Annotated in this window: 21 protein-coding genes; 1 reads left to right on the top strand and 20 read right to left on the bottom strand. The window is 56.7% G+C overall.

What is annotated here, in order from left to right:
* The first annotated feature begins 109 nt into the window (after positions 1 to 109).
* Entirely contained in the window at positions 110 to 1,039 is a 930-nt protein-coding gene (locus tag COMA2_RS08660) for an MlaA family lipoprotein (RefSeq protein WP_139077209.1), read from the top strand.
* Between the two features lie 1,279 nt (positions 1,040 to 2,318).
* Here COMA2_RS08660 and COMA2_RS08650 read toward each other — a convergent pair.
* The 20 genes from COMA2_RS08650 to COMA2_RS08560 all read right to left on the bottom strand — a co-directional run bounded on the left by COMA2_RS08650 (position 2,319) and on the right by COMA2_RS08560 (position 20,892).
* Positions 2,319 to 2,972 (bottom strand): response regulator, encoded by a 654-nt coding sequence (locus tag COMA2_RS08650; RefSeq protein WP_090896597.1) that lies wholly within the window; start codon positions 2,970 to 2,972, stop codon positions 2,319 to 2,321.
* Positions 2,969 to 4,975, bottom strand: a complete 2,007-nt coding sequence (locus tag COMA2_RS08645) for a PAS domain-containing sensor histidine kinase (RefSeq protein WP_090896594.1) — start codon at positions 4,973 to 4,975, stop codon at positions 2,969 to 2,971. Before COMA2_RS08645 ends, COMA2_RS08650 begins: the two co-directional genes overlap by 4 nt.
* A gap of 386 nt (positions 4,976 to 5,361) precedes the next feature.
* A complete protein-coding gene (locus COMA2_RS08640) occupies positions 5,362 to 5,820 on the bottom strand; it encodes a CBS domain-containing protein (RefSeq protein WP_090896591.1) in 459 nt (152 codons plus the stop codon).
* Between the two features lie 8 nt (positions 5,821 to 5,828).
* The gene (locus tag COMA2_RS08635; RefSeq protein WP_175304476.1) at positions 5,829 to 6,686 is read right to left on the bottom strand and encodes a prohibitin family protein; all 858 of its coding nucleotides are present in this window, start codon (positions 6,684 to 6,686) and stop codon (positions 5,829 to 5,831) included.
* Between the two features lie 46 nt (positions 6,687 to 6,732).
* The gene (locus COMA2_RS20140) at positions 6,733 to 7,134 is read right to left on the bottom strand and encodes a hypothetical protein (protein ID WP_175304475.1); all 402 of its coding nucleotides are present in this window, start codon (positions 7,132 to 7,134) and stop codon (positions 6,733 to 6,735) included.
* 217 nt (positions 7,135 to 7,351) lie between these two features.
* Complete coding sequence (locus tag COMA2_RS08630; RefSeq protein ID WP_090896588.1) at positions 7,352 to 7,720, bottom strand: c-type cytochrome; 369 nt, start codon at positions 7,718 to 7,720, stop codon at positions 7,352 to 7,354.
* A gap of 311 nt (positions 7,721 to 8,031) precedes the next feature.
* Positions 8,032 to 9,087, bottom strand: coding sequence for a hydrogenase expression/formation protein HypE (gene hypE, locus COMA2_RS08625; protein WP_090896586.1), 1,056 nt, complete (start codon positions 9,085 to 9,087; stop codon positions 8,032 to 8,034).
* Positions 9,088 to 9,196: 109 nt separating this feature from the next.
* Entirely contained in the window at positions 9,197 to 10,333 is a 1,137-nt protein-coding gene (gene hypD / locus COMA2_RS08620) for a hydrogenase formation protein HypD (protein WP_090896583.1), read from the bottom strand.
* Positions 10,330 to 10,878, bottom strand: coding sequence for a hypothetical protein (locus COMA2_RS08615; protein ID WP_090896581.1), 549 nt, complete (start codon positions 10,876 to 10,878; stop codon positions 10,330 to 10,332). Before COMA2_RS08615 ends, hypD begins: the two co-directional genes overlap by 4 nt.
* 19 nt (positions 10,879 to 10,897) lie before the next feature.
* Positions 10,898 to 12,157 (bottom strand): STAS-like domain-containing protein, encoded by a 1,260-nt coding sequence (locus COMA2_RS08610; protein WP_090896578.1) that lies wholly within the window; start codon positions 12,155 to 12,157, stop codon positions 10,898 to 10,900.
* A 209-nt stretch (positions 12,158 to 12,366) separates the two neighbouring features.
* Positions 12,367 to 12,636: a hypothetical protein gene (locus COMA2_RS08605; protein WP_090896577.1), complete on the bottom strand. Its 270-nt coding sequence runs from the start codon at positions 12,634 to 12,636 to the stop codon at positions 12,367 to 12,369.
* A gap of 114 nt (positions 12,637 to 12,750) precedes the next feature.
* A complete protein-coding gene (locus tag COMA2_RS08600; protein ID WP_217490678.1) occupies positions 12,751 to 13,005 on the bottom strand; it encodes a hypothetical protein in 255 nt (84 codons plus the stop codon).
* 133 nt (positions 13,006 to 13,138) lie between these two features.
* Positions 13,139 to 13,744: a thermonuclease family protein gene (locus COMA2_RS08595; protein ID WP_090896574.1), complete on the bottom strand. Its 606-nt coding sequence runs from the start codon at positions 13,742 to 13,744 to the stop codon at positions 13,139 to 13,141.
* 155 nt (positions 13,745 to 13,899) lie between these two features.
* Positions 13,900 to 14,169 carry a HypC/HybG/HupF family hydrogenase formation chaperone gene (locus COMA2_RS08590; RefSeq protein ID WP_090896573.1) on the bottom strand — a complete coding sequence of 90 codons (270 nt, stop codon included), beginning with the start codon at positions 14,167 to 14,169 and terminating at the stop codon, positions 13,900 to 13,902.
* A gap of 303 nt (positions 14,170 to 14,472) precedes the next feature.
* On the bottom strand, positions 14,473 to 16,848 hold the full coding sequence (gene hypF / locus COMA2_RS08585; protein WP_090896570.1) for a carbamoyltransferase HypF: 2,376 nt from the start codon (positions 16,846 to 16,848) through the stop codon (positions 14,473 to 14,475).
* A complete protein-coding gene (locus COMA2_RS08580; RefSeq protein WP_175304474.1) occupies positions 16,845 to 17,180 on the bottom strand; it encodes a hydrogenase maturation nickel metallochaperone HypA in 336 nt (111 codons plus the stop codon). Before COMA2_RS08580 ends, hypF begins: the two co-directional genes overlap by 4 nt.
* A gap of 10 nt (positions 17,181 to 17,190) precedes the next feature.
* Entirely contained in the window at positions 17,191 to 17,673 is a 483-nt protein-coding gene (locus tag COMA2_RS08575) for a hydrogenase maturation protease (protein ID WP_090896566.1), read from the bottom strand.
* Positions 17,670 to 19,001: a Ni/Fe hydrogenase subunit alpha gene (locus COMA2_RS08570; RefSeq protein ID WP_217490677.1), complete on the bottom strand. Its 1,332-nt coding sequence runs from the start codon at positions 18,999 to 19,001 to the stop codon at positions 17,670 to 17,672. Before COMA2_RS08570 ends, COMA2_RS08575 begins: the two co-directional genes overlap by 4 nt.
* 45 nt (positions 19,002 to 19,046) lie before the next feature.
* Positions 19,047 to 19,880, bottom strand: coding sequence for an NADH-quinone oxidoreductase subunit B family protein (locus COMA2_RS08565; protein ID WP_090896563.1), 834 nt, complete (start codon positions 19,878 to 19,880; stop codon positions 19,047 to 19,049).
* Positions 19,881 to 20,058: 178 nt separating this feature from the next.
* Positions 20,059 to 20,892 (bottom strand): FAD/NAD(P)-binding protein, encoded by an 834-nt coding sequence (locus tag COMA2_RS08560; RefSeq protein ID WP_090896562.1) that lies wholly within the window; start codon positions 20,890 to 20,892, stop codon positions 20,059 to 20,061.

The raw sequence follows: 20,892 nt of genomic DNA, 5'->3' as shown, positions 1-20,892 counted from the left end.
AAGAACAATTCCGAAATATTTGATTGGCGGGTGAATCGACTTTTTTGATAGAGTGCGGCACCGTGTGCTCAATGCCCGTTTTATTACTCTCAAGAAGGTTATTCAAAGCATGAAGACAACAGCTATGCGTAGGCCGGTCTGCTTCAGGCGAAGTCAATTTGGAATCATTCTTACTGTCTTATTGATCGCGCTCTCGGGTTGCGTTACTCAAAAGGGTTCGACAAGCTCACTCAGCCCAACCATCGGACAGAATGCTCAGCTCATTCTTGTCGCTGATGCCGATCCCAAGACCGTTCCGTCAGAAGCGCCGGGCCACGACGCGTCTTCCGAAGAGCCACTCGATCCGTTTTCTAAACCGGGCGATGAGGCAGGCGACGAGTACGACCCGTGGGAACCGCTGAACAGTAAGGTGTTTGAATTCAACTGGCAGCTCGATCGCTGGGTGCTGAAGCCGGTCGCGAAGGGCTACAACTTCGTCGTTCCTAATATCGTCCAGGTCGGCATCGGCAATATCTTCTACAATAGTCGTGCGACCCCGCGATTCCTGAACAATATGTTTCAAGGAAAATTCAAAGGAGCCGGGATCGAAGTCGGGCGGTTTCTCATCAATACAACGGTCGGGATCGGCGGATTTTTCGATGTAGCCCAACACTACTTCAAGCTGACGACACCGGAAGAGGATACGGGACAAACGCTTGGGTTTTATGGAGTGCCACCCGGCCCCTATCTCATGATACCGATTCTAGGACCGTATACGGCTCGAGATCTTCTCGGCTATGCCGGAGACATCGCCCTCAATCCGATTTACTGGCTCATCCTGCCGACCATGCATAACATCGATTCCATTCCGACAGTGGTGTCCATCGATGAGCGGGCGGCCACGTATGGCATATCGATTGGTGCGCGCGCGACTGAAGTCGTCAATGAACGCTCCCTGAATTTAGAAAAGTTCCAGGGGGTTGAAGAATCGACGCTCGACCTTTATGCCGCGGTCCGCAATGCCTATCTCCAAAAACGAGCCAAGGCCGTCCGAGAATAGCGATTATATTCGGCTCAGCGTCGCTTGTAGCCTGCGATTCGGCTTGGCGCCACCTTTAACCGTCTTGCAGTTGTAATACCCCGGCGGAATAAATACTCAAAAGCACGAGGGAACAGTGCCAGGAGGGACGGCTAAAAAAGACAAACTCCTAAGCTTGAGCTCAGCATCCATCACAGCCACTAGAATAGGCCACAAAGCACTAAGCCCTTCACGAAACGACGATATAGTGTAGAGGGCGGTTTACTCGCTCTTCTTGTACACGATAATGCCGCCGATGAAGATCACGAGCATCACAATTGCAAACATTAAGAAGGTACTATCCATGGTTACTCCTTTCGTCCGGACCCGTCACGCTACGAAGTGATATCCCACAGCACACCTCCCAAGGAATTGAGGCCGGCAGAAATCCTTTCTCCCCGGATAAAGCTGACAAGCATGACACCGACACGAGTCAGCCAACAACTTGGCCCCATGGCCCTTTGGGATTTTTCTGGGGCGTAAATTTATTCCTGAACACATCGACTGTCAAGTAGAACCTTCCCTCTTCTAGAGATTTATTGAGAACGCATCTTGTCTTTGAAACTATTCTACAAAGAGGCAGCAACCTCATGCGGGTGAATTCCGGCATTGAAAACTTGCAGAATCGTTAGAAGTGCAGAGAGAGGGCTCAGACCACCGCGGAAGGGCTGCTCAATCCATGAGGCATTTTTTAATTTTGAGCGAGGTTCTAGGCAGCGCTATGGGCGTGATCTTGCTTGGGGGAGAATGTTGTCTCGGCGGCTGATGGATACACCCGGACTGTGTACGTCCTGTCTGGATCGAGGGTCACGGAGACCTTTCCGGTCTTGTTCAAATAGTCAATGGCCAGATACACTTGGTTCCACGTCAGGTCTGGACAAAGCCCGACCACCTCTTCCATGGAGCAAGTAGTGCCAAACTGCTCTAAGGCATGATAAACACGGTCGATGATCGCTGAAACTTGCATACATTTTCACCCTGCACAATGGTTAAAACTTACAACGACCTCTTATTACGAAGGACCCTCGCTGCTCAAAGAACAGGTATTGCAAGCGCCAATGTACAAAGAGTACAAAAACGAAACATCCTTTCGTTCACTAATAGTAAGGATATGGGACGGACCTTGTGAACTAGGAAGCCCACTAGAATGGTATGGGGAAATTACTAGTGCGGAATGGTAACACCGGTATATGAAATCATCATGATGTAGTGAGCAATATCATGTCCTACATTGGGTAGTAGACTGTACCAGCGGGCGCAACTACGAGGATACACTTACCAGGCCCTCGGCGATCGCATATTTGACGAGCTCGGCAGTCGAGTGGAGATCGAGTTCACTCATAATGCGAAACTTGTGAAACTCCACGGTTTTTACAGAAATGTTCAGGATCGAGGCGATGGCCTTGGTACCTTTTCCCTCGGCCACGAGCTGTAACACCTCCCGTTGCCGCTGTGTCAGGGAAGTCACCAAGGGCTTACTGGGCTGACCACCGGAGGATTGGAGTGTCGCTGCCAAGACATCTTTCGTGATAAGCGGGGTCATATAGTGTTGTCCTCTCATCACCGCCTGAATGGCTTGCTTGAGCTCCACGGCGGCGGACCGCTTTATCAGATAGCCCGAGGCCCCGGCCTTAAATGCTTCGGTCGCATAGGTGGGGGTGGCATGCATGGTCAGGAAGATCAGCTTGCTTTCCGGCACCAGCTTACTTATCTGGCGCGCCGCATCGAGTCCGTTGAGCAACGGCATCGAGATATCCAACAATACGATGTCGGGACGAAGCTGCTGCGCCGCTTCCACCAATGCTCGCCCGTCCTCCACCATGCCGACCACTTCACCCTCGGCTTCCACGAGCTTACGAAGTCCGGCTAGGACGATGGCATGATCATCGGCCATTAGGATCCGGGGGCGATTCATGCGACCTTCACCTCGCAAGGCACCCACGCACAGACCTTGGTGCCGTGGGATGGGCGAGATTGAATTCGAAAGAACCCGTGTAGTTGTCGCAGCCGTTCTTCCATGCTGCTCAATCCCAACCCCTGTTGATGGGTGCGCAGGTCCTGTGGGTCAAATCCCTTCCCATTATCGACGACGGACAGAGCGACTCCCTTTGATGACCCACGGAGCTGGACCGTCACGACCGTGGCCTGCGCATGTTTCACCACATTTTGGACGCTTTCCTGCATGACGCGGAAGAGACAGGTCGCCTGATCAAGCGGCACCGCGTTCGGAACATCAAGAATCTTCAGATGAATGGGCAGGCCCGTGCGCCGAGAAACCTGCTGAACATGGTCCTCGACCGCCGGGCGCAATCCTGCGTGCTCCAACAGCGAGGGATGAAGCCGGTACGCGAGCGTGTGCACATCGTCAGACAGCTGCTCCAATTGTTCACGAAGTGGCGCCAGCGATCGAGCAAGCCCACCGGATACAGTAGAAGGATGCTGTTCCAAGGATGCGACTTCCAAGACCAAGGCGGCCAATCGCTGGCTCACATCGTCGTGCAGATCACGGGCAATTCGCTTCCGCTCATGCTCCTGCGCCGCCAGCAGCTTAGACGTCAGTTCTTCCAATTGCACTTGCTGCAGATGCAATTCCAGCTGGTTGCGATGAAGCGCCTCCTCCGCCTGTTTCCGTTTTGTGATATCGATCATCGCCCCCAAGGTGCGCGTAGGGCGACGCTCCGGCCCTTCATTGTCGAATAACGTCCATGACCGAAAACTCACCCACCGGACACTCCCGTCACGGTGCACCACACGGTGTTCTACCGAAAAGAGATCGTCACCGGTAGGATCTTGAGCCTGCTTGACGGCCAGCACCACTGCTTCGCGGTCTTCCGGATGCAGTAATTGGATATACCCCTCGAAAGACGTTTGATCATCCGGCCCCACTCCGTAGATTTCTCTCATCGCGGGAGACCAGTACATTTTTCCGGTGCGGTGGTCATGATCGAAAATGCCGAAGTTGGCCAACTGAATGACCTGGTCGGACCGTTCCTTCCTTTCATGCAAGGCGTTCTGTGCTTCCACGCGAGCCGTCACATCTTCCGTGGCAATCACGATGCCGCCGACCTCATCGCCGCTATACCAGGGGCGAACATCCCAGGTGATCCACTGCGGGGAGCCATCATCTCGAACGAACCGGTCTTCATCTGCGCTCAGAATTTCTCCCGCCAGTCCGCGGCGATGGATCTCCTTCCATCGTGGTGCAATCACGGGAAGCAGGTCATAATGCGATTGGCCGAGGATAGCTCCGGTGAGCCGATAGTCTTCCATCCAACGGCGACTAGCCGCCAAATACCGCATGTTGCGGTCAAACATCGCAATGGCAGCCGGCACATGCTCGATGAACAAACGGAACCGCTGCTCACTATCCCGCATCGCCGCATTGGCTCGCTCGAGGTCGACGGTTCTTTCCTGGACGCGTTGTTCCAACTCTTCATGGGTCTGATGCAGCGCCTCCTCCGCCCTCTTGCGCTCGGTAATGTCATTGCCTATCGTCAGGAGACAAGGCGTTCCCCCGAGCGTGATCAAGTCTGTGGAAATGAGAAATTGTCGCGATTCACCGCTCTTCATCCGCAGCGACACTTCAAGAGTTATGGCCGACTTTTCAGATTTCAATCGATCGATGAGCCGGACCCGCTCACGAGGATCAGGCCAGATCCCTAACATCAACGTCGTCTTTCCGATGACTTCGTCCCGGTGAAAGCCGAACGTCTCCAGACCGGCGTCATTGATTTCCAGACAAACCCCGGTCTCAAGTTCCGTGATACCGATCGGGTGAGGACTTAGGCGGAAGGCTTCGGCGAAGAAATCGTCTTTTGCCGATTCGACCGCCTTCCCTTGCCGATCTTCGGCGTGGGATACCGGCGAAAGCGGTCGTGCCCTCACCCAACGCTCTTTTTTGGCGGCTTTGGGTGTCATGGCGAGAGAAGTTGATTCTAGTCCACCTAGAGAGACCCCGCAAGGTCAAATTCGGCGCACGGTTATTTTTACGGATATGACGAGCGGCTCACACTTGGAAAGGAAAGAACAGCCAAAGCATGCAATGCAATCTATGCATTAAATCGGTTGGGGCAAAGCGCAACAGGTCGCGATCGAGAACGGCATGGTCACTTTGCATCGTGTGGACCTGAACATAACGTGTGGGTTCGATCGGCGAAGATAGCAGAGAGGGTTGCGGACTGTCGGAGGTGCGGAAGGGATCCATGACACACGTTGCAGTCGTCTTGATCGGTCCTCTTACATTTGCGATAAGTCCTGCAACGCTCCGAGACTCTACAAGCCGAGCGACGTGGCACGCTCCAGAATTATAGATCTCCGCCCTTCCTTGGCCTCCAATATGAAGCCGTGGCCTTCACATAGGCGAACACCGCATCCCGTCTCGTGGCGATCCCGACCAACGTGTTTCCTTTCACCACCGGAGTTCGGATGAGATGTTTCTCTTGAATGAGTTTGATGAAGTCCTGCACCAGCATGTCTTCGGTCACCGTCACCACATTTCTCGTCATCATGTCTTCCGCCATGATGTGGCGAAGATCTTTCCCCTCGTCGATGGCCCGTAACAGATCAAATTCTGACACGAGGCCGACAAGCGTTGAATCACGCTCCACGATGGGCACCGCCCCAAAATTCCGCTCGGTCATGATCTCCGCGATCCTGATCCCTCTGGTTTCAGGGCTCACCGTGAAGACCGACCCCTCCATGATTTGTCGCACCGTAAGCGTCTTCGGATCATAGGCATGCTCGAAATACTGCGCCAGTCTCATGACGACTCCTATTTCGGGTGATCGGCGCCCGGACTCAGAATCAGCGGAACATTGAGCCTTTCCGGTACGATGATGGTCTTGGCATTGGAGTTTTCATAAAGCTTGAACTGCAAATAGGTCGGCGTCAGCGTCTTGGTGATGATCTCCTGCGCCTGCGCCTGCCCCACGGCGCGGATCCTCATGCTGTCGGATTCGCCTTCCGCGCGAATTTTCAACGAATCGCCCTCTCCTTTGGCTTGAATCCGAGCGATCTCGGCGTTGCGCTCCGCAATGACCACTTCGAAGTTCTTCTGCTCTTTCTCCTGCTCCTTCGCCTGCTTCTGTTCGATGGCCCGCAAGACCATCTGGGAGAATTCCATTTCCGAAAGGGCCACGTTGTACACGTCCAGATGGCGCCCCTTCAATGCTTCAACCACCACCGCTTCGATCTTGTTCCCGATTTCACTGCTGCGCTCCGGGAGGGTGACCATGGAGTAGTTCGCGACCACACCGCGCACCGCCGACAACAGTTGCGGATGAACCAGCTGCTTGTACCATTCAGGCCCCACTTCCTGAGCCAGAAAATAGATTTCATCAGGCATGGGGCGCATCGTGATCGTGGCATAGACGGTAACAGGCAGATCGTCCGCGGTCAGCGCATCCACCTTTTCTCTAAAGCTTTTCCATCTCGTGTCATAGACGAAGACATCGTTCCAAGGCGCTCGCCAGTAAAATCCTTCCTTGAGCGGTTCTTTCGCTAATCCGCTGGAAAGGGGATACCACCGCAGCCCTCGACTTCCTGGATTCACAATATTGCTGCAACTCTGAAGGGTCATCAGCAGCGGGATCAGGAGAAGAAGCAGCCGAGCGGTGAAAGACGCGTTCATATATCCCTCCCCTTCTTGCGTTGTGCGTTCCGTCGAACTTGACGGCCTACGGGACAGCCGCGGGCGTTCGCGTGCTGCGCGCAACGGCCGCATGCGCTTGAGCGACTCGTTCCAGCTCCAGGGCGGTCTGCTCATAGTAGTGTGCCAATGACTTCGCGCCGGAGACCAAGTCGGCCTCAGCCCCAAAGAGTGCTTCATAACGCGCCGCAGCGGTCGCTTGCGCATTGGATTTTTCGCGCATGGCCATGGCTTGATTCGAATAGTACCGGGCAATGGCTTTCTGATCATGGGCTGGATCATAGGAGCCCAGATCTATCGCTTCAGGCGCGATACAGCCGGAGATCCCCGCCATGACTATGCAGAGCAGCAGGCCTCGGACTATCAATGCAATCGCCTGATCGCCATGACTCGTTCGTTGTTCACATCTACGGCCGGAGGTATCGATCATCCGTATCAGACCTTTATCTCTTGTTACCTGAGCCAACGGGACCTTGTTATGACACACATCGTGAGCTGCGCACCTGCGATGATTGTACTACACGGAATGCTCCCGACAACCGGGCATGGGAGGCCCATGTTCGCAACACGAATCTTGTCATCCCCCTCTCTCCATTCCGTGCGCCACGACATTCACATTGCCATGGCACTCACATCTCAGCTGATCATCATTGAGCCAACGATCGGATGTACCGGAGGACATTCTGCTTGTCCCTGTCAGACAGGGTCCATTTCCAGGCTCCCATCGCGGTGCCCTGCTCACCTCCGTGAATGATCTGTGTGAGGTCGAAATCTGACTTCTGCTGAACGGCGGGACTCGTGAGATCGGCCGGCGGGGGAGTCACATCAAAGGCCTTGCCTTTCCCCTGTTCTCCATGGCAAAACCGGCAATATTGCTCGTAGAGACGCTTGCCCTCTTGAAGATCGTAGTGTTCACGTAACGCCTTTTGACTGCTGCTCTCCTCCGATGCAGCATGAGCACCACCCAAGCAGAACAGCGTAAACAAGACCGACAAGACCATGGATCGTGATGACATAACCCTCCTTGAACAGAACACCCTTGAAGGATCAATGCGCAATCATTGTGCCATTGGATGAAACCCTACATGCCTCTCCGACCAAGCTGAAAGTGTTGAAAGCACAAGACTTCGCATCGTCTACAATGCAATACCGGTGTAGCGTCGGGAAAAACTCCACGGAAGGTCAACCGATCACTGTCGCGAAACGCCACAGCCGCAGTGGGGCCGTCATACTCAGAGATGAGATTGCATCAAGCGGGGCAATAACTCTTGAAGACAGCTGAGAGTTGGTGGGGCCTGATGATCGGCTTGCTGTCCTCCTGCTTGGCTCAACAAATGCGAGGCAGTTGCTCGCCCGACAGCAGATCGAGGACACGATGCGTGCCGACAACAGTCCGTAGAACGACCATCGGAGGATCGCGGTCTGCCACCGTCCCGATCTGAGCCGCCAAGCTGGCTGTCTTGTGCCGGTGCATCACCGCCAGCGCGGCTTCGGCCTGCGGCGCCGGGACCATCGCGACGAAGCGCCCCTCATTCGCCACATAGAGCGGATCGAGGCCTAGCAGCTCACAGGCTCCACGCACCGGCTCGTTCACCGGAATGGCTATCTCCTCCACAATCATGCCCGCCTTCGCTGCAAGGGCCAGTTCGTTCAATACGCTGGCCAGCCCGCCACGGGTAAGATCGCGCAGACAATGGATGTCGATGCCGCTCTCGAGTAGGTCAGCAACAATATGATGCAACGGCGCCGAATCACTTTCGATATTGCTCGTGAATGTCAGTCCTTCCCGCACGCTCAGTACCGCCACGCCGTGGGACCCAAGATCACCGCTCACGAGAACGGCGTCGCCCGGTTGGATCAACGTCGGCAGCACGCGGACTCCGGCCGGCACCAGACCAACCCCAGCCGTGTTGATGAAGATCCCATCGCCCTTACCTCGATCCACAACCTTCGTATCGCCGGTCACAATCGGTACACCAGCTGCCCGCGCTGCCTCGGCCATCGAGCGCACGACTCGCTGGAGCACGTCCAAACTCAGTCCTTCTTCCAGAATGAACGCCGCACTCAGATAAAGGGGCTTCGCGCCGCACATCGCCAGATCGTTGATCGTGCCGTTCACCGCCAGACTTCCGATATCGCCGCCGGGAAAAAACAGCGGACGCACCACGTAGGAATCTGTAGTGAAGGCGAGCGTGCCTTTCTCCACAGGCCATGTTGCGCCGTCATGCAAGGAGTCCGGCAGCGGATTGCCAAATGCCTGCACGAATACGTTTTGAACCAACTCCTGCATGAGCCGCCCGCCCCCGCCGTGCGCGAGCTGCACCGTGTTCTTTGCCGAGATCGGCAACGGACAAGCCGGCTCATAAGATTTGTTATCGGTCATCGTCCTGTTTCGTATCTTGATCCTGAGTTGCTAGCTTCACGTTTCAAGTTCGCAGAAACCAAAAGTTACAAAATCAAACATGAAACCTGAAACTGTCGGCCTATACGCTTCACGCTCGCCTCGCTGAGTCGGTGAAGCGGGCTTCACGCTTCACTTGCCCCCGGTATCTATAGTAAGCGGCGCAGGCCCCTTCGCTCGACACCATCGGCGCGCCTAAGGGCTGTTCCGGCGTGCAACGAGTCCCGAAGGCCGGACAGTCCATCGGCTTGAGCAGACCCTGGAGAACGAGCCCGCTCCGGCATTCTGGATCCTCCTTTCCTTCGACGAGTTGCGCAAGTTCCCGGCGAAACTTCACCTCTGCGTCGTAGGCGCTGTACGCGGCTCTCAGCCGAAGACCGCTTGCCGGAATGTCGCCGATGCCGCGCCAAGCCCGCGACACCGGTTCGAATACTTCGTCGACGATGTTCCTCGCTGGTCGGTTCCCCTCCCTGCTGACGGATCGCACATACTGATTCTCGACCTCCACTCGTCCCTCTTCCAATTGGCTCACCAGCATGGCCACGCCTTCGAGCACATCGAGCGGTTCGAACCCGGTCACGACGATCGGGACTTTATAGCGCTGCGCGATGGCCTCGTACTCCTCATAGCCCATCACAGTGCAGACATGGCCTGCGGCCAGAAACCCTTGAATCCGATTCTGCGGCGACGACAGGATCGCCTCCATCGCCGGGGGCACGAGGACATGAGCGATCAGCATGCTGAAGTTCGTGATGCCAGACTGTTTCGCCTGCGTGACCGCCATGGCCCAGGCCGGCGCGGTGGTCTCAAACCCCACGGCGAAGCAAACAATCTCTCGATCGGGATTTTTCCTGGCGAGTTCGAGCGCATCCAACGGCGAGTAGATGATCCGGACATCTCCGCCCGCCGCCTTCACGCCGAAAAGGTCGCCACGGGAACCGGGAACGCGCAGCATGTCGCCGAACGAGCAGAACATCACTCTAGGCAATGACGCGAGGCAGACAGCTCGGTCGATGAGAGAGACCGAGGTCACACAAACCGGACAGCCAGGTCCATGAACCAGCGTGAGGTCTTGCGGCAACAGGCTATCGAGGCCGAACCGCACGATCGCGTGGGTCTGTCCGCCACAGACTTCCATGATCGTCCAAGGCCGACGCACCGTCTGCTTGATCCGCTCCGCGAGCGCCGTCGCCACGGCACGATCGCGAAACTCGTCCACGTACTTCATGATGGTGATCCCTCACAAACCCAAGCGCGGACCTCATGCATCAAGTCCCAGAACACAAGAGGACCACCGAAGTGCTCGAGCGCCAGGGGTTGACCATCCAAGGCTCCCATATCTACCTTGAGATCATGACGCCCGAACCGCAGCCGAATCTGCTGGGCGTATGGCCCGCGCACACTCCACGCCGGAACTTGGGGATCGTGAGCGAACGCTGACCGAACCATGTAGATAAGGCTCCGCACGTGACCTCGGTCAGAACGGTCATTCGGGTCGTTACGAATGCCGGCGCCTTGCAGAGCCGCTTCCATAGCCACGGCTGAAGCTGCCAAGGCCTGCGAGTAAAGATTCTCGCTGGCGTGAACAAGATCGTCGTAGGTATGGAATGTAGACTTGCCGAAACTTAAGTTGCCGCCCGGCAAACGAATCAATGTGTTGCAGTCGAGGTCCTCTTTGTTGATTTTTCCAAGGGCCACGTAGTTCATGACCTTGATGGCAAACTCCAGGGCCAGGAGGGCTTGATCGATACGGTCGATTGGACTCCAGGCCATAAGTAACTTGAGCAGCTAATTATACGCCTGCATCTGATAAACCAACCTTCATACGCTGTTCAATGGCCCGATTAATAAGGGATTCAACCGTATCAATCGTGTTTACCAAACGCACACGTTGCATAAATTGCATCGGACCCAGCTGCAAGAATAGTTTTCCGAATGCCTCATCGGCAAAACTACTGGAAATAACCGGTACGCCGCTGAAGTCAACGTTGACCACGCGAGAATCTGTCATCTTTATTATGTTGTGTAGCTTTTGCCTTACTGGTTTTCCTGAAACGCGACTGCCAAAAGACGTGCATTCGTCACGTAGCAGGAATGAGACAGGACCTCCATCACGACCTTCGTAAGTGAACTCAACATAGTCGGTCGGACGGTACGTCTCCCCTTTGAATTGCAAAGCATCGGCGAGAAGTTTGGGATTACTGAAATCAATCGTTGCGGCTATCAAGGTGCCAGAATATGGGATGGTCTGATTGGTTATCGACATCTGCTGTCGCCTTGGGTTGTATTCCAATCGGGCATGCCCAGAATCTATTTGGAAGTGGCCCTTTGACTTGCTGCAGACCCTGTAACTCCCAAATAGCCCATTACCTTGACCAATCCTGGTGTCCCTAGTGACTCCCTCTCGAATCGCCCAATCGAGAGCCTCCGTATCGCTGCGAATCTCAGGGTGGCCAGGTTTTAGGGATGCGGGAATTCCTATGCCCGCGTCAGCAACAACAAACTGTACGCTTTTCGCCCCCTTTTGGAAGGTGGAGACTTGAACGAGCCCGCCAATAGGCGACTTAGCGTGCACAAGGACGTTGTCGGTAATCTCATTTATTGCCCACTCAAACGCAGCAAAGTCAGTTCGTTCGAGGTCAGGCAGGGCACCGAGCATAACGTTAACGATTCTGTTAACAGCAGCCCCTTGCTCTTCCGGTGACTGATACTGCGTGGCAGCAATTCTCGTGTGCCCCCTAAAATTGGACTGATGGAACTGAAGTGGATCAAGGAAGTGTGCCCAATTTGTATTCTTGAATAGGTTGGAAAGCGTTCTCACCCTTGGTGAAACGAGGGTGAAAGTTACTCCAGACTTCCTATATGCGGCCACTTGCGCGCATACAGAAAGCATCGAGTTTTGAAAAGCAGACGTACACGCCGACATATCCAAGATAACGTCATGATACCCTGCTACCTCAATACATTGATGAATTTGAGCAAGTAGATAGTGAAAATCTCGGAGATCACCTTCCACCGTAATCCGATTGTTGGTGCGCGAAATCTCAACCATTGTTTATCTAGATGCAGGTCCAACAATATTAAACCGTTCTCGCATAAGAACCAGATGTGCTGCTTTTTCACCGAACAAAATGCCATCGAAAGGTCCAGCATAACGCCATAATTGTTGGCGTTTCAATGAGAGGCAACCGCGAACCCACAATAATGATATCGAAAAGAGGAACGAGGGGGAACCGGTGGCAAAGAAGATGACGGGTCAGCCTATTCGATTCTCACTAGGCGGCGTCTGCCCCTCGCGCTGGACTTGGCATGCAGAACAGTGACGCCGACCAATTCGTTTCCGTCGTAATGATAGACGAAGCGCCCGTCCGTTTCGCTGTCGGTCGCCCGTTGGATGCCTCTTTTGAGCAATTTATCGATCTTCGAGGTCATGAACACTGTGATCACGAACCCATCCTGCCCCTGTTCCTTGTAGGCAACCACGACAGGCTTCGCGCCGATCGCAGTCTGGTCAAAACGCTTGACCGCCAATAGTTCGGGGTCATTTTGGACTTCCTAGGTTTTCACGTACACCTTGTGCTGTATCGTTATTGGTTGGCAAGCATCTCTAACTCATCGATCCACACCATGATGCCTAACGCAGCGCTAAGCCGTGTGCGCCGCCTTTGTGCGCGCTCGTGTTGGGCGCCGTGTGGTGCGTGATGTCTTCTTGGCCAGAACGAGGAGGCCAGCAAGCGCTTCATTCACTGCCTTGGACGTGGGAAATGCCTTGGCGATCGCCGGTTCCAACAAGACGACAGAAGTTCCCGCCGCCACTTCTGCATAGAACTTTCCTCTTTCCAGCTTTGCAAAATCCGACCGCTTGTACTCCGAACGCATCTCGTCTTTAGCCTTCTTCACAGAGTTTCCTTTCTCCCCGCGTTACACGGCGGGCAGTGATGATTCGAATCGCACCTGGCCGGTATGCATGCGGAACAACAAGGTGTGTAGTTGCAGTCGATTTCGACATTCCCGTCTCAGTACGATGTGTGGCTCAGTTGTTCGGCGCGCCGGGGGACTGTCTCCGCTGGGTTTTCCGGTACTCCCATGGGGGGATTGGTTCAGGGTCTTCCCACAATCCCTTCTTCGCCTCCCTTGCTTCCAGCTCAAGCCGTTCCAGTTCAGCGTTGTCCGGCGCGGACCTCCGAGACCACCAACATCGGCCTTCCTTCACCAAGGCATGATTCACGTTGGTTCCATCCGCAAGCAGCACATCGGCCATGATTCGCCCGTACTTGTCCTTCCCATAGGGCTCGACCGTGACCGCCATGGCGAAGACAAGGGCCGAGATCGCTTCTTTCACCTCGTCACCATGGGGTTGCCCCTTCTCAGGACAGTCGAGACCATGCAAGTGGATGCGTTCCGCCTTCCCGAGGCGCACCACTTCGATCGTGCCCCCTTCAAGAACTCTGACCACTTCGCCGCCGAAAGGAAATGCCTCGGCTGAGCTCAAGAGAAAGAGCAGAGCCAGGGAAAGAATTCGTCGCCACCCCAATGGAGACAGGTTCGTGATGCTTCCGTAGCCAGTCTCGTTCCCACGCCCGTATCTAACGGGCATGAAGACCGGAAAACGATAGCGGCGGCCGAGAGCAAAGGACATGGTTGAGCAGCCTGAAACAAGAGCGAGCCGTATTGTAGGAGGGCCACCGTTGAAGGTGCAAGAAGCGAGGAAAGACGAACATCGCACGGTCTATCGCGTGGTACATGACGCACTGGAAATTGTGCGACTCCGATTCCACTACTGATTCACAATGCTTAACGCGCTATGTCCGGCGCTTTGCGATCAACCCCATCCGGCGAGCCTGAAGCAGCCAGGTCGGCGTAGATCTCCAACGTTCGTCGCGCCGCCTCTTCATCCAACCGGCTGATTGCAAAGCCGACATGGACGATCACATAGTCGCCCACCCCTGCTTCCGGCACCAAGGCTAATGAGACAGATTTCGTGACTCCACCGAACGACACCGTCGCCGTACGAAGCGCGTCATCCTCAACGCTCAAGACTTGTCCTGGGACCGCGAGACACATTCCAGACTCTCCCCTTCCAGCAGATTTTTCAAACCCTATGTTGCACTCACGAATTCTCGATTCTTGGAGGTCATGGGCAGATCACAAGATTCCGCAGGATGTTCAAAAAGGTCTCTGATCTCACCCTCCCGACCCCGGCGCGCCCGCTTCGCACGCCTCGCGGCGAAGCCGAGGGCCAAGACGCGCCTCTCCGCATGCAAGCCGCAGCTCTCCAGATCTTTCCCGCCGTTTTATTCCACGCTTCACGAGATACACTTCACGTGTTTCAAAATGACGCGAGAACGACGCTGGATGGAGGCTTTTTCAACATCCTGCCAGCCGCTGCGCGGCAATTACCGCCTGCCCCAAAGACAATCCCCCGTCATTGGGGGGAACCAGCGCGTGGCTGTAAACAGCGAACCCCGCCTCCTCTAATTGTCGCCTGACCAGCGATAGGAGCAGCCGATTTTGAAAACAGCCGCCGGTCAGGGCGACTCGGGGAAGGCCAGCCGCCTGGGCGACACGCACAGTCGCCGCGGCAAGACCCGCATGAAACCGTGCGGCAATGTGCTCGGGACGACAGCCTCGACGAAGGTCGTCCAGCATGGCCCCCACCATGGGGCGCCAATCGATCATCCACTTCGTATCTGGACTGGTACAGGGCATCAGATCCATCGGATATCCTGCTACCGCTGCTCCGCCTGCCTCCGCCTCTTGCTCGGCAGCAAACTGAACCGCCATCGCCGCTTGCCCTTCGAAAGAAGCATGATGGCACAGACCCGTAAGGGCCGCCACAGCGTCGTAGAGTCGTCCCATGCTCGTGGTCCATGGCGACGCGATGCCGGACTTGAGCACGCCTGCGAACTTCTCACGCTGATCGCGCGGCACGTTCCAAGAAGGCAGCTCGTGCGCCGGCATCTTCTCTCCCATCAGCTCCCACAAGACGGCGGCTGCAGATCGGCCTGGCTCCTTCATGGCTGCTTCTCCGCCCAGCAACCGAAAGGGTTTGAGGGAGGTAAACCGCGTGAACTGCCGATAGTCCACGATCAAAAATTCTCCGCCCCACACCTGGCCGTCTCCTCCATACCCAGCCCCGTCCCAAGCGATGCCGAGTACCTCGCCGCCCAGCCTGTGTTCGGCCATGCAGGACACCACATGGGCATGGTGATGCTGCACGGGAATCAACGGAACGGACAAAGTCGCCACCAGCTCACGCGCGAAACCGGTCGAGCGATAGTCCGGATGGAGATCGCAGGCAATGGCCCGTGGTGTGACCTCGAGCAGCCGTTGGAGATCCTTAACGGCCTGCCGGAAAGCCTTGTCCGCTTCCATGGTAGAAAGATCACCGAGGTGCTGACTGAGCACGACACGATTGCCCGTCAGCAGAGCGACCGTGTTCTTCAGGTGCCCGCCCACGGCGAGAATCGGCCCTTGCGCCGTTCTATCCGCGACGTCGTCATTCCAGCGGATGGACTGCGGCACATAGCCCCGCGCTCGCCGGAGGATCATCACATCGGCTCTTGGTTGTTTCGTTCGTTCTCCATCCACCGACTGAGCTTTTCCGGGAACCACCAGCGCCACCGAATCATCGACCGGCCTCGCGATCGGCCGATCATGCACGAGCAGCGCGTCGGCGATCCCTTTCAATCGAACCAGGGCCTCCCGCTCATCGGTCACGATCGGTTCTTCGGAGCGATTGCCGCTCGTGGCCACCATGGGCCGCTGCGGCGAGGCCATCAGGAGATGATGGAGCGGCGTCGCCGGCAACATCACGCCGAGATAAGGATTGCCTGGCGCCACGGACTCAGCGAGGACCGCGTCTCGCCGCTTGCGAACCAAGACGATCGGAGCTTGGGGCGAGCGGAGGAGCGCTTCCTCCTCTGAAGTCAACAGGCAATACCCTCTGATTGCATCAACGGACGGGAACAGCACGGCGAAGGGTTTCTCCGGCCTTCGTTTCCGCTCACGTAAGCGCCGGACAGCCTTCTCGGATTGTGCGTCGACCCAGAGCTGAAACCCACCCAGTCCTTTGACCGCGACAATGAGCCCTTGATCGAGCATGCTGTGAGCCTGCCGCAAGGCTTCCTGGGGACCCGCGATTTCATGGCCCTGCTCATCCCACAAGCACAGGCGCGGACCGCAGAGCGGACAGGCGATCGGTTCCGCGTGAAAACGGCGATCGGCTTCCGTTTCATAGTCGGCTCGACAGGCGGAGCAGAGTTCGAATCCGGCCATCGTCGTATTGGAACGTTCATATGGAATCGCTGTGAGCAGACTATATCGGGGGCCGCACTGCGTGCAGGTGAGGAAGGGATATCGAAAGCGGCGATCGCGCGGATCATGCAGTTCGCGCCGACAGTCTTCGCAGGCGGCCAGATCCGGCGGTATGACAAGGACTCGCTGACCCGCCTCGGCACTCCGGCCGATCGAAAAGCCCTTGTCGCCAAGCGCCGGAATAACGCGCACACTCATTGTCTCAATCAATGCCGTGACCGGCGCATCGGCTTGCAGTCGCTGAAGGAACGTCTCAACCGCCCGCGATTCCCCTTCCACTTCGATGAGCGCGCCGTTTCTTGTATTGAGAACCCATCCAGTCAGCTCAAGCTCATGCGCGAGTCGATAGACAAACGGGCGGAACCCCACACCCTGCACCGTTCCTTCCACCTCGACCCGCAGGCGTTGCGCAAGGAGGTGTTTCATTCCAGGACGACCAACTCATGGAGCACGACTTCCGGCTCTGCCGGTCCCGCGGCCACTGGCCCTCCGCAAGCGGAACAGACGGCATCCGCTCTTGTGACCGTGCGGTCGCTGTGACAACGAAGGCACCACGCGTTCCCTGGGATGGCGATGATCTCCAACGTCGCGCCTTCGGCCCTCGTGCCGCGCGCGGCCAATCCGAATGTTGCCTGGACGGTTGCGTGATCATGGGTCAGGAGATGGGAAAGCGCGCTGATTTTGAGGCGCACGACCGAGAGTTTTGCGCGTTGCGTTCCATCCAACTCGGCCTCCACAGCCTTCACGACTTGCTTCATCAGATGGAGCTCATGCATAGCGCGCTTCACATTCTTGGACGACCTGTTGCACCACCTGATCCAACGCTGTGGCCACCAAAGGCGAGAGCGGTCGGCCCGCTTCCGTGTTGTCTGCTTCCACTCCATACACAATAACGGCAGCGGGCAGCACTCCCATCGCGCGAGCCAGCTCCAGCGCATCCACCGTGCCGAGAGCGTGGCTGGATCGCGGAAACATCCGGCTCCCGATCGGGCCGGCCGAGGCATCGAGCCGATGGATCGTGCCGGGAGCTTGTCCGCTGCGCGCGGCATCGATGAGAATGACGGCTTGCGCCCCTTCCATCAATTCCACAAGATCAACTCCCGCCATCTCCGCTTCGATCACCTCGACCTGGTCGCCGACTTGTCGCCTGATTCGGCGAGCCGCCAGGAGTCCGACCGCGTCGTCGCCTCGCATGCCGTTGCCAAGACCGATGATCCGAATGGCGGATGAACGGGGACGGTCTTTCTTCATGCAGCCCCTTCCCGGGTAATCTCCAGATTCAAAAAATGGGTCGCGCAGGAAATGCAGGGATCGTAGCAACGGATGACCCGTTCACAGGCCAGCGCCGCCTCCTGATCGGGAAGGTGCAACAGGCGCGGCATGAAGAGACGCAGGTCCTGTTCGATACGAGATTGGTTCTGCGAGGTGGGAGGAACGATCTTGGCTTCACGAATCACGCCGTCACCATCTACCCGGTACCGATGGTAGAGAATCCCCCGGGGCGCTTCCGTGCAGGCCATGCCGATGCCTGGTCGAACGATAACCGGCAGCGCCGCCAAGGGCGGAGGCTCATACCGTTCGATGAGCCGCAATGATTCCTCCAGAGCATAGAGGATTTCGACCGCACGCGCGATGATCCCACGAAACGGATTACGCAACGGCAATGCCACCGCGCAGTCGGCCAAGACCTGCTTTACCAACGGTGTCACATGCTCCTGATTCAGATTCAGACGAGCCAGCGGACCGACTAAATAGGAGGAGCCTTGCAATGTGCAGTGGAGCGCGGTGGAATAGGAGACCTGATGCTCGGTGAAATATCGCTCGAATTCGCTCACCGAGATCTGCAACCCGCTGGAGGCGACGATCCGCCCTTCATTGAACGGATACTCATCTGGGTGGCTGAGCGCGACATCATTGTAGTCAGGAGTAAACTCCGGATAGTCGAACCCCGCCACCCAGCGCACGGTTTCCACCGCCGCATCGCGCGCCCATAAGAGTTCGTCTTTCATCCGCTCCAGCTCGCTGCGCCGCGGCACCCGCGAGAAGCCACCGACTTTCACGGAGACCGGATGCACGGAGCGGCCGCCGAGCAGCGCCATGATCGCATTGCCGGCCTTCTTGAGCCGAAGGCCTCTGGTTACGGTCGCTGCATGATCTTTCGCCATCGCGATGCCGCTCTCGTACCCGAGAAAGTCCGGCGCTTGGAGCATATAGATATGCAGGGCATGACTCTCGATCCATTCGCCGCAGTAGATGAGCCGCCGCAGGTCTCGCAGGGATCCTTCGACTCTCAATCCGAATATCTGTTCGAGCGCATGGACCGCGCTCATCTGGTACGCCACGGGGCAAATGCCGCAGATCCGCGCGACGATGTCCGGCACTTCGCTGTAATGCCGCCCTTGCAAGAAGGCCTCGAAAAACCTCGGCGGCTCGAAGATCCTGAGCTCCACGTCCTGGACGGCGCCGTCTTTCACGGTGACACGGAGCGCCCCTTCACCCTCCACGCGTGCGACCAGATCGACGGCGATCGTCCTCGTCTGCTTCCCATCCTCCGCCTCCGCCCTTCTCGCTTCCGTCACTTTTTACCTTTCACATCCGACTTCGTGCGTTTCACGTGTCACACTTCACGCTTTCTTCTCCCAAACATTGCTCTCATCACGAAAAGGTGACGCATCGCCGTTGATACCACGAAATCGTCGCAGGACCTCGATCGGGATCAGCTGTAATTCCTCATGAAAGTGCTTCGCAAGCGAGCTGGTGTTCGGTGGAAGGCCTGGTCCCTTCCTTGCTCCTTCGCTCGGTCCAAAACAGCCGTAACAGTCCCGTCCCATAGCCGGACAGATCGCCCCGCAACCGCTCCTGGTCACCGGTCCGAGACAAGGCATACCCTTGGCGACCACCACACACACAGTTCCTCGCCGCTTGCACTCCAGACAGACGCTGTCAACCGGCAGGCGTGGTGGTACTCCCGCCGACAAGTCCGTGAGGACACGCAGGAGTTGACCCTTATCGATCGGGCATCCCCACAATTCGAAGTCCACGCGGACATGGTCCGAGATGGGAGTGGAGGTGCTGAGACTCTGGATATAGTCCGGCCTGGGATAGACGGCCTGTTTAAACGCCTCGATATCGCCCCAGTTGCGCAACGCCTGAATGCCGCCGGCCGTCGCGCAGGCCCCGATCGTGAGCAACTTCTTCGTCTGTTGTCGTACATTCAGAATGCGCTGCGCATCTTCCGCGGTGGTGATCGATCCCTCCACCAACGCGATATCGTACGGACCATCGCTCATGTCGCTGGAAGCTTCTGGAAAATAGGCGATGTCCAACGCCTGGCCCAATGCCAGCAGATCCTCCTCAAGATTCAACATGCTGAGCTGACAGCCGTCGCAGGAGGCGAACTTGAATACCGCCAGCCTTGGCCGCTGCCCCTCATCGATCTCTTTCGATGGATCCAACATTCACTCCCTAGACGACCTTACTGGCACGTTCCGCGTGAAGCGTGAGACGTATGGGCCGATGGCTTCATGTTTCAGTTTAAGGTTTTGGTTTCTGCCCAACTTGGGACTTTAAACGTGAAACTCGAAACACGAAACTTTCATCCAGAAGCCGCTCCCGCTTCACGAACGACGCCTCAAGCTATACTCCCGTCCGTCCCAACCACTGCGCCACTTGGTCGTACCGCATGACCGGGCCGTCTTTACACAAGAAGTACGGACCCAGCTGGCAATGGCCACAGAGGCCGATTCCACATTCCATGTGCCGCTCCAAGGACAGGTAGATGGCGGTGTCAGGAATGCCCCGTCTCATCAAGATAGGCACGCCCAGACGCATCATGATCTCCGGTCCGCACATCAGCACGATGCTTTCCCCAAGCTCGATCGTCACGCACTCGAACAGCTCCGTCACCACCCCGACGTGATAGTGCCAGGTTTTATCCGGTTGACCGCTCGTCAACCACACCTCGGTGTCGGGCAATCGCCCCCATGTTTCGAACCGATCGCGATAGAGCAGGTCTCTCGGTGTCTTGACCCCGTGGATGATCCGGACCGGACCATAGTCTTCTCGCCGCCGGAAGATATACTCAATCGCTCCGACGACCGGTGCACATCCCAGACCGCCGGTCACGATCACCACATTCCGCCCTCGCGCTTCTTCCAACGGCCATCCCTGTCCGAAGGGGCCTCTGATGCCCAAGACATCGCCGGGCTGCAGATCGGCGATCGCCTTGGTGACTCGCCCCACGGTGCGAATCGTATGGTCCAGAAACTCCGGCTCATCCGGGTCGGAGACGATCGAGATCGCCACCTCCCCCACGCCGAACAGATAAACCATATTGAACTGCCCGGCCTTGAATCGGAATCGGCGCCGCACCGATTCATCGACGAGCCGCAAGCGATAGGTATGGACGTCGTCGGCTTCCCGAATCTTCTCCACGATGGTCGCCGGATGAATGAGGTAGGGATTAACCAT

This window comes from Candidatus Nitrospira nitrificans, assembly GCF_001458775.1.
GTDB classification, from domain to species: domain Bacteria; phylum Nitrospirota; class Nitrospiria; order Nitrospirales; family Nitrospiraceae; genus Nitrospira_D; species Nitrospira_D nitrificans.
Note: the sequence above shows the minus strand (reverse complement) of the source record. Positions and strands in the feature narration are given on the sequence as shown.

Excerpts from the sequence above, each read along its gene's own strand:
- COMA2_RS08660 (WP_139077209.1), top strand. The coding sequence starts at position 110 with ATGAAGACAACAGCTATGCGTAGGCCGGTCTGCTTCAGGCGAAGTCAA.
- COMA2_RS08650 (WP_090896597.1), bottom strand. The coding sequence starts at position 2,972 with ATGAATCGCCCCCGGATCCTAATGGCCGATGATCATGCCATCGTCCTA.
- COMA2_RS08645 (WP_090896594.1), bottom strand. The coding sequence starts at position 4,975 with ATGACACCCAAAGCCGCCAAAAAAGAGCGTTGGGTGAGGGCACGACCG.
- COMA2_RS08640 (WP_090896591.1), bottom strand. The coding sequence starts at position 5,820 with ATGAGACTGGCGCAGTATTTCGAGCATGCCTATGATCCGAAGACGCTT.
- COMA2_RS08635 (WP_175304476.1), bottom strand. The coding sequence starts at position 6,686 with ATGAACGCGTCTTTCACCGCTCGGCTGCTTCTTCTCCTGATCCCGCTG.
- COMA2_RS20140 (WP_175304475.1), bottom strand. The coding sequence starts at position 7,134 with ATGATCGATACCTCCGGCCGTAGATGTGAACAACGAACGAGTCATGGC.
- COMA2_RS08630 (WP_090896588.1), bottom strand. The coding sequence starts at position 7,720 with ATGTCATCACGATCCATGGTCTTGTCGGTCTTGTTTACGCTGTTCTGC.
- hypE (WP_090896586.1), bottom strand. The coding sequence starts at position 9,087 with ATGACCGATAACAAATCTTATGAGCCGGCTTGTCCGTTGCCGATCTCG.
- hypD (WP_090896583.1), bottom strand. The coding sequence starts at position 10,333 with ATGAAGTACGTGGACGAGTTTCGCGATCGTGCCGTGGCGACGGCGCTC.
- COMA2_RS08615 (WP_090896581.1), bottom strand. The coding sequence starts at position 10,878 with ATGGCCTGGAGTCCAATCGACCGTATCGATCAAGCCCTCCTGGCCCTG.
- COMA2_RS08610 (WP_090896578.1), bottom strand. The coding sequence starts at position 12,157 with ATGGTTGAGATTTCGCGCACCAACAATCGGATTACGGTGGAAGGTGAT.
- COMA2_RS08595 (WP_090896574.1), bottom strand. The coding sequence starts at position 13,744 with ATGTCCTTTGCTCTCGGCCGCCGCTATCGTTTTCCGGTCTTCATGCCC.
- COMA2_RS08590 (WP_090896573.1), bottom strand. The coding sequence starts at position 14,169 with ATGTGTCTCGCGGTCCCAGGACAAGTCTTGAGCGTTGAGGATGACGCG.
- hypF (WP_090896570.1), bottom strand. The coding sequence starts at position 16,848 with ATGAAACACCTCCTTGCGCAACGCCTGCGGGTCGAGGTGGAAGGAACG.
- COMA2_RS08580 (WP_175304474.1), bottom strand. The coding sequence starts at position 17,180 with ATGAAGCAAGTCGTGAAGGCTGTGGAGGCCGAGTTGGATGGAACGCAA.
- COMA2_RS08575 (WP_090896566.1), bottom strand. The coding sequence starts at position 17,673 with ATGAAGAAAGACCGTCCCCGTTCATCCGCCATTCGGATCATCGGTCTT.
- COMA2_RS08565 (WP_090896563.1), bottom strand. The coding sequence starts at position 19,880 with ATGTTGGATCCATCGAAAGAGATCGATGAGGGGCAGCGGCCAAGGCTG.
- COMA2_RS08560 (WP_090896562.1), bottom strand. The coding sequence starts at position 20,892 with ATGGTTAATCCCTACCTCATTCATCCGGCGACCATCGTGGAGAAGATT.